The organism is Paenibacillus sp. T2-29, assembly GCF_052921365.1.
On record NZ_JBREVE010000001.1, the window covers coordinates 567527 to 581991 of the forward strand.

Here is a 14465-nt window from a genome sequence, read left to right on the forward strand (position 1 = left end):
ACGCCAAAATGGTTTAAAAGTCTGTTTCCACTTCATTATGATGGAAAAGTAAAACCATCTCGCAAAGTTATATGTCACATTTCTTATCAAGACATACAATCCTCATGCTTATTTACCCTTGAGTTAAAGAGAGGAGGAGCCCGCTTGCGTTCCTTGTTGGTAATCCACTTACACGCTGACCCTGCATCCGAGCAGGCAAACGCCATTCCCTCATGGCAGGCAGGACCTGAGCACCTTTTAGAATCCAACGGATACCTACCTTTGCCCTGCCGCAATGAATCTGAAATCAAACAGCTCATCCATAATGCAGATGCGGCAGTACTTAACATACCTGTCGGCACAATCAGCATGTGGAGCAGCAGGTTAGAGCAAACCAAAGCAATTCCGTTGCTCTGGTGGTGCAGCCCGATATCAGCGCTGTCATCGACGGAGGCTTGCGAAGCAGATGTGATTGTCGACGGTATTCTAACCCCTTCCATGGCAGCTCATGAGCTGAATTGGGCTCTTCATTTTAGCGCCAAACACTTTTTTGAACGCCAGCATTGGCAAAGTGAACGCAAACAACTGACTGCTCGGCTGGAAGAACGCAAATGGATTGATATGGCGAAGGGGATACTTGGCGAAGTAAACGGCATCCCGGAAGCGGAGGCATATGATCTGCTGCGTAAAAAAGCGATGAATGAACGCAAACGAATCGTTGATGTGGCCATCTCCATTGTGAAAGCACAGCAAATGCTAAAAGCATAAATCTGAAAGGGGCCTGAACATGAATATCATTGAAATATTAAAAGAAGTTGGGCGCGGCAAAAGAGGCGCCCGTGATCTGAACTACGCCGAAGCCGAAGCTGCTGCCGAACTGATTATGACCCGGTCGGCAACCCCTGCTCAAATCGGAGCCTTCTTTGCCGCGGAACGCATCAAAATGGAGAGTGTTGCCGAGCTGGAAGCATTCGTTAATGTCTGTCGTAAATATTCCCACCGTTTTCCCATGAAGGAAGGCATTGATTTTGCTGGTCCGTACGACGGTAGAAAGTCATCATTTATTGCCACCTTCGCAACTGCCTTTCTGCTTTCCTCCTACGGAATACCTGTAACGATGCATGGCAGTGCACCTCTCCCTCCCAAATGGGGGGTTACACTCCCACTTTTGTTGCAGGAGATGGGGGTAGCAACTGCGGATATAACACACGAAACCGCCATTCATGCTGCGAAGCAGACAGGCGTGCTTTTCGTCGTTTCCGAACAATGGTGCACGCCCCTGCGAGATCTGCGGCCTATTCGCGAAGAGTTGGGGCTTCGCACAGTACTGAACACAGCCGAGAAACTAGTTGATTACGGTTCTTCCCCGTACATTGTATTCGGCGTTTTCCACAACACCGTATTCGACAAGACGGCGAAAGTTATGCAGAATCTGAATTATCGCAGGGCTTTGATCATTCAGGGGAGCGAAGGATCGGAGGACCTGTTCATCGATCGACCGACCCGGACTTACCTGTTTGCTAACGGTGAAGTGTCACTCCAGGTTATAGATCCCGAAATGTACGGGCTGGATTCGGTAGTACCAGAACACAACTGGACCCCCGCTGAACAACTGCGCATATCAGAGGAAGTGCTGCAAGGTACAGCTCATACTGCCTTCTCGAACCAAGTGTTGCTCAACGGCGCGGTCCGACTGTTCGTTGCAGGGCGAGTAGACTCCATTGAGGAAGGCTTATATACCTGCAAACCACTGCTTGAAAACGGGGAAGCCTGGGATTTGTACTGCCGTTGGCGTGAAGCTATGTTGAGAAAAGAAATAAAAACGGGAGTCGGCACATCCGAACCCCATTTTCATTTATAAAACTCGTCTCCTACAGTCCAGCATTTATCGGGACATAAACTGAACTACTCAAAAAGGTCCGCCCCCATGCTCATGCAAAGGGGGCGGGCCTTTTATGCAAGGAAAAAGAAGATGCACTCACACCTTCCTGTTCTAGAACTGTGACCACTCCCCGTTATGTCCACTGGTTGCAGCTACAGCTAGGCGGAGGGGACGGATGCATACAGCTGCCGTCTTGAAGCCGGGCATCCGGCAGAACGGATCAAGGTCTGGACGGGTCGCCCGATTTACATTTTGCGCCCCGCCCCAATGCATAGGTACGAAAAGCGTATCTTCGCGAATATGTGGCCTGATCCGGCTGCGGACAGTAAAGCTACCGCGCTGGGATACTATTTCTACCCACTCCCCGTCCTTGATATACCAGTGCTGTGCTGTACGCGGATGAATTTCTACATAATTCTCAATCTCACGCGCGGCCAGCGAAGGACTTCTGCGTGTTTGTGCGCCGGTCAAATAGTGAGCCAGCACGCGGCCATTCGTCAAAGTAAGCGGGTATTCCTCGGATATTTCCTCTCCTGCTCCACAGCTTTCAACCACTGTAAAAACAGCCCTTCGGTCGGAAAGAGCAAAGCTTTCCCGAAACATCGTATCCATACCAGCTTCATCCGTAGATGGGCATGGCCAATATACTCCTTCCTCGCGACGCAGCCTGTCATAAGTGATCCCGTAATAATCAGCAACCCCTCCCCGGCTAGCGAGGCGCAGTTCTTCAAAGATATCCTCTGTATCCTTGTACGCGAAATATCCACCCTTGTTCAGTCTTGAAGCTATCTGGCATAAAATGCTCCAGTCATCTCTAGCTTCGCCCGGTGCAATCCGCACCGCTTCCCGCAGCAAAACGCGGCCTTCTAGATTAGTCATCGTCCCCGTATTCTCCAAATAAGACGTCACAGGCAAAACAACGTCGGCCATTCGCGCCGTTTCAGTGAGAAACATATCCGACACAATCAACAAATCCAGCTTTTTCAGCGCCTCCTCGACCAACCGGGCATTCGGGTTAGATACAACAGGATTAGAACCCATCACGAACAGAGCTTGGATTTTTCTCTGATGAACCAGTTCCATCATTTCATAGGCCGACACTCCTTTTCCCGGCAAACTGCTTGGTTCAACTCCCCACACGGACGCAACATAGGCTCGATCTTCTTCATTCTCAATCGATCTGTAGCCAGGAAGCTGGTCAGCCTTTTGACCGTGCTCTCGTCCCCCTTGCCCGTTTCCCTGACCTGTGATGGCCCCATACCCACACCCTTCTCTTCCAATCTTTCCAGTGGCCAGCACAAGATTAAGAAATGCACGCACTGCCATGTGCCCATCCGTCTGCTGTTCGACACCCCTGGCAGTAAAAACGATACCCGTTTCCACACTGCCAAAGGCACACGCTGCCTGCCGGATCATCTCTGCCTCAACTCCGCACAGCGCAGCCGATTCGTTCAGATCCACCCCATTCAAATGAGTCAACAACTGTTCATACCCGTTGGTCCGCTTGCGGATAAATTCTTCATTTACCAATCCCTCATCCACGATGACCTTTAGCATGGCATTGGCCAGTACAGCATCCGTACCCGGTCTGATTTGCAGGTGCAGATCGGCTATTGCCGCTGTGGGTGTCGCGCGCGGGTCAATTACGATGACAAACGCACCATTTTCCTTCGCTTGGTGAAAATAAGGCATTAACGTCGGCTGACATTCAGCGATATTCGTACCTGCAAGCACAATACAACGAGCCAACGGAATATCAGCCAGCCTGCAGGTCAGTCCGCGGTCAATACCAAACACTTTGCTGCCAGCAGATGCTGCTGCCGACATGCAAAAGCGCCCGTTATAATCGATATAGCGCGTGCCAATAGCCACCCGCGCAAATTTCCCGAGTAAATAAGCCGTTTCATTCGATAGCGAGCCTCCGCCGTAAATGCCGATTCCGTCAGGGCCCTGCGTGGACAGCAGCGAAGAGAAACTGCTACCTACAGCATCCATCGCTTCCCCCCATTGAACGGGAACAAGCTTGCCCTCTTTGCGCAGTAGGGGCTGTGTCAGCCTTTCTGCATGAGTTGCATGCTGATGCGCATTCATACCCTTGATGCATAACCTGCCTTGTGAGGCTGCGTTAGGTTTGCCTTCCGCTTTATACACCGTTCGAATGATACCCGCGAGTGTCTCCGTTTCCGTACTAACGGTCATCTTACATTGCACGCTGCAAAATGGGCATTGTGTCTCCACCACAGGGAGGACGAATTGACCGGCTTCCAGTTTGTTTTCTCCTGACTGACACATAAAAGTCACCTTCTCCCTCCATTCGCTTCAATGTTACTGTCCTCGCATACGAATCTATCACTACAACTCCCACAATCCGTTAACCTGTCAGCATGGTGGACCGCAGGCTACCGGTCAGTTCACTTCGCAGAGTAGCGTCGAGCACACTTTCCCGCAGCGCCAGAACGCCAGTCCGTTCAATCCATTCCCACATTTTCTCCCCATACCTAGCACTATGCCTGTATATTTGCAAGCAGGTTACAGCCATCAGCACTACTTCTTCTGGATTCTCCTCCAATCCAAGCAGCAACCCCTGACGAACCGGGTGCCCTGCATGGCCACCGGCATAAACCTCCCAACCTGCTGGTGATCGGGATATTCCAATGTCATGGACAAGGACGCCACCGGGATACTCTGAACCCGGACTGACAGCAACCGCAACTGGTGACGGTAATGAAAGACCGCCCCATACTGCCGCCAGCCGCTCTCTTAGCCAGATCACTCCACCACAAGCCTGATCGATCGGGGCAGGATCAACACAATCGCGACGTTCAGCATTCAAATTTGTAAAACTCAGGCCCACAGAACCCACTTCCCCTTCGTACGGTACGGTGGACTGAACCGCAACGTCTATTCCCAGTTGATTTGTTGCAGATCCGTTCCGCAAACCTAGAGATTCCAGATAATAAAGTACAGCTGGACGACATAATTCACACCCCTGCTGTCTGGTCCAACCAAGACGGGATACTACTTCCTCTGGAGTTCGACAAACTGCGTCCACCATCGCTGTCTTAAGCGAATCATGATCATAATGCGTACAACCACACACAGAAACAACTTCTTGAGCAGTCGGAGTTACCACAGGTCCAGAAGCTGCCGCTCGGGACAAACCATTTTTGACCAGTGCAGCCACTAGCGGCCGGCAGCCTCCGCAGGAACCGGACGCTTTGGTACGGCTCTTCACCTCTTCAACTGTTTTCAACTTATCCGTGGCAATCGCTCGCAAAATATCCCCCTTGCTCACACCATTGCATGCGCATACCGTCTCTCCTTCGGGCAATGCTTCCGCAGCATCCTCTGCTTTGCTTTTGCTATTTTTCTGGGATGTAAGCTCTGTAGTTGGCGCGCCGCGCCGTACCATTCCAAGCAGCGAGGTGCTTTCCGCCGTATCCCCAAACAAAATTGCTCCAGTGATATTGCCGGCGCGCATCATCACTTTTTTGTAAATCTCCTGCATACCGTTATATTCCATGATCGCGATCTCGCTGCCCTCTTCACGAATGTCTCCTGCCGAAAACACATGAATTCCCGCCACCTTGAGCTGTGCATACGGGACCGTCCCTTCATAGGGAGCCGTTTCACGACCACAAATCACCTTTGCCAGCACTTTGGCCTGCTCATATAGCGGCGCCACCAGCCCATATGAAATCCCGCGGTGCTCAGCACATTCGCCAACTGCGTAAATACTAGGAATACTCGTGCGCATATAATCGTCCACGACAATGGCACGGTTTACTGTCAGACCACTGTCCTGAGCCAAACCAATATTCGGCCGGATACCAACCGCCAGCACAACCAAGTCCGTTTCCAATCTGTTCCCGTCCGCAAACATCAATCCTTGTGCCCGGTTGCGACCTATAATGTTGACTGTATCCTTCGCCAAATGAAACCGCATGCCCTGTTGCTCCAACCGTCGTTGTAAAAGTACAGCCGCAGTACGGTCAAGCTGACGATTCATCAGATACTGCGCATTATGAACAACGTCAGTTTCCATCCCCAGATTCAGCAAGCCTTGAGCAGCCTCAAGCCCCAATAACCCTCCTCCGATGACAGTGGCCTTGCGGTACGTCTTAGCATATCTCGCCATGGTTTCACAGTCATTTACATCACGAAAAGCAATTACTCCCTCTTTTCGAACTCCGGGAATGGGTGGCATGAAAGGCAATGAGCCAGTTGCCAGTACGAGAATATCATAGGGCTCTTGAATACCGGATTCCGTTTCCACCATACCAGTTGCCACATCAATACGACACACACGTTCACCAGCTTGCAACTTTACCCCATTTTCTTCGTACCAGTCCCAGCTATGGGTAACGATATGTTGGAACGTACTCTCCTCCTGAAGCATTTTGGACAGGAGCACACGGTTGTATCCGGGCCGCGGTTCAGCACCAAATATTGTGATTTGGAACCGTTCCGGCTCCAGACTGAGAATTTCCTCCACACATTTGATGCCTGCCATACCATTACCGATGACGACCAGTCTTTTTATCATAATGAATCCAGCCCCATTCTCCGTACTAAAATAAGACAGAAAAAGCCCTTCTCCATTCGATGGAAAAGGGCACCGTTGCCGTAAATGTCGGCACATCGTTGTACCGATATGTACTTAAGATTACTGAATTGTGAGCGTCATGTCAATATTCAATACATGAAACCTGTATTTAAACCTTATTTTAAATTTATTATAATTTTAATGTTATGTATATTGACATAGATAGAATGTCTTTTTATAATTTGAATTAAAATCACTACGATGTGATCATATCAAAGCGATGCACAATGAGGTGTGTCAAACACGGCAATGAAGCCGCAAAGCGTTTCCCAGATACGATGTCGGGACGATTTGCGGTTTTTTTATGTTCAACAGAAGATTGAGGACTGAGCTCTACAAACCACAATAAGAAGAGGAGAGATCGAGAATGAAGAAAAAAAGTTTCTGGCAAAGCGGACACAAGCCCACCCTATTGGGCTCCTTTCTGTATTTTGATATTAGTTTTATGATATGGGGAATGATCGGACCGTTGGTCGTTGTCATTGCTAATGACTATCCAATGGACCCTGTACAAAAAGCCAACCTTGTCGCTCTCCCAATACTTAGTGGTTCCCTGCTGCGACTCGTGCTTGGATTCATGTCAGATTATATCGGTCCCAAGCTCACGGGACAGATCGGTATGCTTGTCACAATCATTCCTCTCCTGCTTGGCTGGCTGTGGGTTGATTCGCTGGAGCAGTTATACGCTGTCGCCCTGCTTCTGGGTGTGGCCGGAGCCTCATTTGCAGCTGCACTGCCGTTGGCTGGCCAATGGTACCCCAAAGAGCATCAAGGGCTGGCCATGGGAATTGCCGGCGCCGGCAACAGTGGGACCGTCCTCGCAACTTTGTTTGCCAACCGCATTGCCCAACATTTTGGCAGTTGGGAGGTCGTTTTTGGCTTAGCCATCATCCCGATTTTCATCGTCTTTGTTCTGTTTAGTATTTTTGCCCGCAACAGCCCTCATCGCCCAGCACCAAAAAGTCTCTCACAATATGCTTCGGTGCTCAAACAGAGAGATGCCTGGGTGTTCTGTGCCTTTTATTGCGTGACGTTCGGCGGGTTCGTTGGCCTTTCAAATTATTTGACCATTTTCTTCAATACCCAATACGGTCTCTCCGCGGTCCATGCTGCTGATTTTGCAACCGTTTGTGTCATTGCCGGAAGTTTCTTTCGTCCTGTAGGCGGCTTTTTGTCTGACCGGATTGGTGGTTCACGCATGTTAATGTACTTGTATGCCGGGGCCGGGATTATGCTCGCCAGTATTGCATTTTTACCCCCCCTTGCCGTGGTCGTAGTCCTGCTGTTCGTAGGTATGATGTGCCTTGGTGCTGGCAACGGCTCCGTATTCCAGCTCGTCCCGCAGCGATTTGGTAACGAAATCGGGCTCATGACTGGCATCGTCGGTGCTGCTGGCGGCATAGGCGGGTACTTTCTTCCCCTGATTCTGGGACATCTGTACAAATTAACGGGTTCTTACATGCCAGGCTTCATCTGCCTAAGCCTGATCACATTCTGTGCTCTTGTCCTCGTGATCATCATGCAATTGAAATGGCGCGACAGCTGGATGCGACGTTCTGCTCCAGTTGCTAATGAAGCCGTTAGATTTTAAGCCTCAATTATCCCTTATAATCAAAAATAGCTTAACTTCGTTATTAGAAAAATGAAGTTAAGCTATTTCCTTATACATATTCAATCTAATTATAAAATCTATGAAAAAAGTCACATTTAATGAATATTTACCGAAAATATTATGAAAATTTAATGAATTTTTCAGTTGAAAATCATTGAAAATCGCTTTCATTTTCATATTTTTTCTTATGTAAACACTTATATAACCATTTTTCACACAACATACTTGTTCACTTGGTTTAAAATAAGGCGTATACTTGTTCACGAATTGTTCAAGGGTTAACCAAATGTATTTTTTTAGGAAAGAAGGAATTGGAAATGCGTGCTTTTCATGTTACGGAAGATGGAACTATCGAAACCAAATTAACCGGAAAGGATCTTCTTGCCAACCCACTGCTGAACAAAGGAGTGGCTTTTACACTGGAAGAGCGTCAGCAGCTTGGACTTGACGGCCTCCTTCCTCCTACCATATTAACTATTGAGGAACAGGTTCAACGGGTATACGAGCAATTTCAAAGCCAACCAGATAATTTGCGTAAAAACGTTGCATTAAATGATCTTTTTAATCGGAATACCGTCCTTTATTATCGTTTGCTTTCCGAGCACCTGAGCGAGATGCTTCCGATTGTTTATACACCAACAGTCGGTCAGGCTATTCAGGAATACAGTCATGAATATCATAAACCAGGTGGTATGTATTTATCTATTGATAACCTTGCTGGCATCAAAGAAGCTTTTAAGAATTTGAACTTGGACCCTGATGATATCGACCTGATTGTAGCCACAGATTCCGAAAGTATTTTGGGAATCGGGGACTGGGGAGTTGGCGGTATTAACATCTCTATCGGTAAGCTTGCTGTATATACAGCTGCTGCTGGAATTGATCCTAGCCGGGTGCTGGCCGTTGTGCTTGATGCAGGTACAAACAACGAAAAGCTGTTAGAAGATCCTTTATACATGGGGAATCGTCATAAGCGTGTACGTGGAGAACAATATGATCAATTTATTGATACTTATGTTCAAGCTGCACTTTCTTCTTTCCCGAACGCACTGCTGCACTGGGAAGATCTAGGTAACGTCAATGCTCGGAATATTATTAATAAGTACGGAAATCATATTTTAACGTTTAATGATGACATTCAAGGTACTGGCGCGGTTACACTAGCAGGTGTGATGTCTGGTGTCCAATTGTCCAGAATCCCACTGAGCAAGCATCGGGTTCTAGTGTTTGGTCCAGGAGCTGCCGGAATCGGCAATGCAGACCAAATTAGTGCGGCTATGATGCTCGAAGGATTGTCAGAAACTGAAGCAAGACGTAACTTCTGGGCATATGATTACCGTGGTCTGCTTACCAATGAAACGGAAGGACTTTTCCCATTCCAGGTCCCTTATGTGCGTGATGCTGCCGAATGCCGTGACTGGGAGCATGCTGAAGATGGCAAAATCCCTCTGCTTGAAGTCATTCGCCGTGTGAAACCGACGATTATGATCGGAACTTCCGGTGTTGCTGGAGCATTTAGTGAGGAAATCGTGAAAGAGATGGCCAAGCATACAGAACGCCCTATTATTATGCCAATGTCCAATCCGACTCCTCTGGCAGAGGCAACTCCTGAAGACCTGATCCACTGGACGGAAGGAAAAGCCCTTATTGCAACAGGAAGTCCTTTTGAGCCAGTAATCTACAACAATATTAAGTTTGAAATTGGACAATCCAATAATGCTTTCGTATTCCCAGGTCTTGGTCTTGGAGCAATCGTAGTAAAATCCAAAATTATAACAGATAGCATGTTTGCAGCAGCTGCCCATGCAGTAGCTCAAATGGTTGATTTGTCACAGCCTGGTGCTTCCCTGCTACCAAAAATCAACGAACTGCGAGAAGTATCTGAAGCTGTTGCTGTAGCAGTTGCTAAGGCGGCAGTTCAAGATGGAGTTGCGCGTCATCAGCCGGATGATATCGTACAAGCGGTTCGGGATTCCATGTGGGAATGCAAATATAAACCCATCAAACAGTATGGACAGGAAGCCGTTCTGGTTTAAAAATAGCGAACAACATCAAAATTTATACTTGCTGTAAGCAAAGTGATTATTTAACTGATGTCCGCCATTTTTGGCGGACATCTTTATTGGAGGCGACATCATGGCTACAGGTCATATCTTTATTATCTTAATTCCTATTTTCTTTGTCATTTTAATTGGTTATTTTGCAGGTTTTTTTAAGGCTTTTAACCCAGCTTCATCTAAGGGATTAAATACACTGGTAACCAAATTCGCTTTACCTGCACACTTGTTTATTGGTATTACGACGACACCAAGAGAGACGTTAATCCAAAAGTGGCCCTTTCTTGTTGCATTGCTGCTTGGAGTGATCGGCTTTTACATTGTATTGCTCATCTTATATCGCTTAATTGCAAAAAAAGGTCTGACAGAATCCTCCATGTTCGCATTGAATTCAACACAGCCTTCTTTCGCATTCATGGGGATTCCGGTTTTGGGAAGCTTGTTCGGAAGTGCGGCGGTCGCCATTCCTATTGCGATTACCGGCATCGTCGTTAATGCGATTCTTGATCCGCTTGCAAGTATTTTGGGAACGGTCGGCCAGCGTAAATCAACAGAATCTGATGACACTAAAGGTAATTTATTTACAGTCACTATAAAATCTGTCCTTCATGGACTCAGCGAGCCGCTGGCTTGCGTACCCTTGATTGGTGTTGTATTGACTTTATGCGGATTCCAAGCTCCGAAGCTTTTGCAATCTATGTTTGATCAAATCGGCAATATTACTGCTGGTACGGCTCTATTTGCCATCGGGGTAACTATTGGAATTAAAAAGATTACGTTCAGTCCAAAAGCACTTAGTATCGCTGTACTGAAAGCGATCGTGATGCCTATGGTTATGCTCGGTATTGCTGTTCTGATCGGACTGTCCCCTGAGGATGTAACTAAAGCCGTACTGCTTGTCGCATTTCCCGGATCTGCTGTAGCCGCTATGATCGCGACCCGCTATGAATCACTGGAAACAGAAGCGGCATCTGCATTTGTTATAAGCTCAGTATTATCGCTCATTTCGCTCCCTCTGCTCATTTCACTACTTGTATAATGACAGAAAGCTTTCAACGTTCAGCGAAAGACTGTTATATATAATGGTTAAGGGCATTCGTTCGCCCTCATTTATCTTATTTTTTAAATATTGTCCAAACAATAAAGTGATTTAGTCATATTTGAGCTGAAAACCAGTATGATATCCCGTTTTGCTAGCAAGCGGCAACCTACATTTATTCCATGTGGGTTGCCTCTTTTTATTTTTGGTAAGCTTCCATACCTTTTGTTGGTTCTTATCATTATTTTCACTATCCATCAGTAAGTATATCCCAATTGTAATAATTCGCTAACATTTATAAAGGAAATTGACGAAATATATAAGGGATAGCTGTACTGTAGCATTAAATTAAAATTTAAAGGAGAAGAAACTTGTGAAAAACTTGAAGTGGAGCACTATGTCCTTTTTTGGTAAAAATCTATTAATATCTTTTCTTAACATCGTATTAATAGGTGCTATTCTTATCACATCTAGCTATATACTTCAAAAGAACATTCTCACCACGCAGCTGCAAGATCAGGTAAAAGTGTTGACCAAAAAATGGGCAGAAGATGTTGACAAAACAAAAGTACAACAAGCATTAAGCGAAAAAGATTATAACGGTTCTGCTCAACAAGAAATACGCAAATTTCTAGATTCCATTCACACATTTTATCCTAATGTCGCCCAAGCTTACATATTTGGGACAGAACTAAAAGAAGGAAATCAAACCTCCATTATTGGCGTTCCCACTAATTTGGTTCAAGCTTTCCAAAACTCGAAGATGAATATTGGGGATATGTACACGTTGCCTGACGAAAATGCAGACGCCGTAAATAAAATGCTTCAATCCAATGAATCAGCATTGAGCAGCTTTTATACGGACGAATATGGCACATGGACTACTATTGTTTATCCGATTACAGATGCAAGCGGTAAAGTCACAAGTGCAATTTACTTTGACGTAGATGCGAGCTCTGTACCTACGGGTCTTCATAAGTTGCTTGTATATGGTGTTTCACTGCTCATTCTGTTTCTTGCTATCTTCTTGACAATTCAATACTTGCTGGTAAAACGCACGCTCTCCCCGATTCGTTCCTTGATGAAGGGGATTGAAGAAGTCAGCGAGGGTAATCTGAATGTAAAAATCAAGACAGGCCTAGACGATCTTGGTATTATCAATCAAAAATTTAATTCAATGATCAAGCGCCTTAACGATACGATGGTGAAAGTACAGGATACGACGCAAGAAGTAACAGGATCAGCTCAGGAATTGTTAAGCATTAGCGAGAAAAATAGTACGAATACAAACATCATTAACAGCAATATTCGGGAAATAACTCAGGGACTTGAAGCTCAGGATCACGCAGCACTTGAAAGCTCCAGGGCTATGAATGAAATGTCTACAGTGATCCAAACCATTGCTGAAAGCTCCTCTTCTGTAGCGGATCAAGCTTATTCCATGGAAAAACGCTCCGTTGAAGGCAATCAGGTAGCCCAAAAGCTATCCACTCAAATGGACTCTATCTCCACTACAATGGGCAGTACAGTTGATTCGGTTAATGCACTGCAGAACCGTTCTAACGAAATCAGTAATATTGTAAGCATCATTACCGGCATTGCCAGCCAAACGAATCTGCTTGCTCTCAACGCTTCGATCGAAGCTGCCAGAGTGGGTGAAGAAGGCAAGGGTTTTGCAGTCGTAGCGGGAGAAGTGCGTAATTTGGCTGAACAATCTCAAGAGTCCGCCAAACAAATTGCAGAGCTTATTGAAGAAATTCAAAAAGAGATTGAACAAACTGTAAAAGGCATTAGCCTGGGTACAAAAGAAGTTCAGGTCGGACTGGAAGTTACGAAGCAGACAGGCGAAATGTTCTCTGAAATTTTAGAAGCGTCCAATAAAGTGTCATCACAAATCCAGGAGGTATCCAGTGCAACTGAGCAAATCTCGGCCAGCACGCAGGAAATGTCAGCTACCTCGGACGAGTTGTCTTCCACAGTTAGCAAAACAGTCAACAGCAGCAAACAAATTGAACAAACCATTGGGGAACAAACCGAGTCTATGGCTTCAATTGTCCAAGCTTCGGACAAGCTTACATCAATGTCCGGGGAGCTAGAAGAGCTCATTTCATTCTTCAAAGTAAACCGTGAAGTCTAAAACTATAACTATCCAATCCTCATAACAATAAAGAACCTCTAGTCTGCATAGAATGCACATTAGAGGTTCTTTGATATTTTACACACTTCTTTAGTTTAGAAAGCCTTCCAACGCTGAGGTCGGCTTGCCGTCAGCCTGCCAAGCACCTTTGTTATAACCTTGATTATAACCTGGGGTTGCAGCCGGCTCCCAATAAAATACGCCGACGCCTTTACCGCCTCCGATACTCCGAACCTTCGTTTTGATTGCAGAAATAAATGCCTTGGAAGCAGCAGGTTCATTATATTCCATTCCGATTTCACTGATGACAATGCCTTTACCATATTTTGCAATGAGGCTATTGGCATTGGTAATCGTCTGATCCACCATACCCTGCCAGTCAGAGGAAGACGGATATAGAGACAGGCCAATAAGGTCGAACTGAGCTCCGTTTTCAATCAGTCCACCAATGTTCCAGTTTAAAACGGAACTGTTATCCCCATTAGCTAAATGCACGATTGTCTTGGTACTGCTGCTTACGGATTTAACAGCGTTATTCCCTGTATTGACGAGCCACGCATAGTTTTTCATATTCACAGAAGCTTTGCCATCATCCCAGAGCATTCCATTGTTCGTCTCATTGCCGATTTGCACCCAATCCGGTGTCACACCCTTGCTCTTCATCGTGTTCATTACATAGACAGTATGGGACCAGACCGCATCCATAAGTTGTGTAAATGTAAAATTGCGCCATGCGTAAGGCTTATTCTGCTGGCCTGGATCAGCCCAGGAATCGCTATAATGCAGGGTCAGCATAACGCTCATGCCTAACTTTTGGGCTCGCTGCGCAAGTTCTGCCGCCTTCTCAGCATTCATGTATCCGCTTGCATAATCCTTCATGTCAGGATTTACCCAGACGCGAATACGAACCGAATTGATCTGATAATCGTCCCGTAAAATTTGCAGAACGTCCCGGCGAACCCCTTTTTTATCCTTCCAGGTCATACCTTGGGCTTCCATCCCTGCGACCCAGCTTATATCTGCTCCTTTGGCGAAAGCAGGGGCGGCCGAAGCCGCACCCACTCCCACAGAGCCCAATGGGTACAAAAAGCTGGATAACAAGATCAACATCGCAAATACCATAGTACGTTTACCTGTTTTCATAAGTCATCCC

The 14465-nt window shown here is 46.5% G+C and carries 9 protein-coding genes; 6 read left to right on the plus strand and 3 right to left on the minus strand.

The genetic code is table 11. The features are described 5' to 3' along the window. Nucleotides 1-144: 144 nt before the first annotated feature. Both ACU1JV_RS03110 and ACU1JV_RS03115 read left to right on the plus strand, forming a co-directional pair. On the plus strand, nucleotides 145-747 hold the full coding sequence (locus ACU1JV_RS03110) for an ANTAR domain-containing response regulator (RefSeq protein ID WP_013371903.1): 603 nt from the start codon (nucleotides 145-147) through the stop codon (nucleotides 745-747). A gap of 19 nt (nucleotides 748-766) precedes the next feature. Further along, nucleotides 767-1840 (plus strand): anthranilate phosphoribosyltransferase, encoded by a 1074-nt coding sequence (locus ACU1JV_RS03115; RefSeq protein WP_064962255.1) that lies wholly within the window; start codon nucleotides 767-769, stop codon nucleotides 1838-1840. A gap of 132 nt (nucleotides 1841-1972) precedes the next feature. On the opposite strand, the gene nasC is transcribed toward ACU1JV_RS03115, so the two are convergent. Together nasC and nirB are read right to left on the minus strand one after the other, a co-directional pair. Next, nucleotides 1973-4153 carry an assimilatory nitrate reductase catalytic subunit NasC gene (gene nasC / locus ACU1JV_RS03120; protein WP_413986623.1) on the minus strand — a complete coding sequence of 727 codons (2181 nt, stop codon included), beginning with the start codon at nucleotides 4151-4153 and terminating at the stop codon, nucleotides 1973-1975. 79 nt (nucleotides 4154-4232) lie between these two features. Further along, nucleotides 4233-6407 (minus strand): nitrite reductase large subunit NirB, encoded by a 2175-nt coding sequence (gene nirB, locus ACU1JV_RS03125; protein ID WP_413986624.1) that lies wholly within the window; start codon nucleotides 6405-6407, stop codon nucleotides 4233-4235. A 427-nt stretch (nucleotides 6408-6834) separates the two neighbouring features. On the opposite strand from nirB, the gene ACU1JV_RS03130 reads away from it, so the two are divergent. The 4 genes from ACU1JV_RS03130 to ACU1JV_RS03145 all read left to right on the plus strand — a co-directional run bounded on the left by ACU1JV_RS03130 (nucleotide 6835) and on the right by ACU1JV_RS03145 (nucleotide 13312). Further along, on the plus strand, nucleotides 6835-8058 hold the full coding sequence (locus tag ACU1JV_RS03130; protein ID WP_058829838.1) for a nitrate/nitrite transporter: 1224 nt from the start codon (nucleotides 6835-6837) through the stop codon (nucleotides 8056-8058). 338 nt (nucleotides 8059-8396) lie between these two features. Then, entirely contained in the window at nucleotides 8397-10115 is a 1719-nt protein-coding gene (locus tag ACU1JV_RS03135; RefSeq protein ID WP_058829839.1) for an NAD-dependent malic enzyme, read from the plus strand. A 100-nt stretch (nucleotides 10116-10215) separates the two neighbouring features. After that, nucleotides 10216-11175, plus strand: a complete 960-nt coding sequence (locus ACU1JV_RS03140) for an AEC family transporter (RefSeq protein WP_013371910.1) — start codon at nucleotides 10216-10218, stop codon at nucleotides 11173-11175. A gap of 373 nt (nucleotides 11176-11548) precedes the next feature. Further along, nucleotides 11549-13312, plus strand: a complete 1764-nt coding sequence (locus ACU1JV_RS03145) for a methyl-accepting chemotaxis protein (protein ID WP_025678998.1) — start codon at nucleotides 11549-11551, stop codon at nucleotides 13310-13312. A gap of 90 nt (nucleotides 13313-13402) precedes the next feature. On the opposite strand, the gene ACU1JV_RS03150 is transcribed toward ACU1JV_RS03145, so the two are convergent. Continuing rightward, nucleotides 13403-14455, minus strand: coding sequence for a glycoside hydrolase family 53 protein (locus ACU1JV_RS03150; protein ID WP_165079636.1), 1053 nt, complete (start codon nucleotides 14453-14455; stop codon nucleotides 13403-13405). Nucleotides 14456-14465 lie beyond the last annotated feature (10 nt).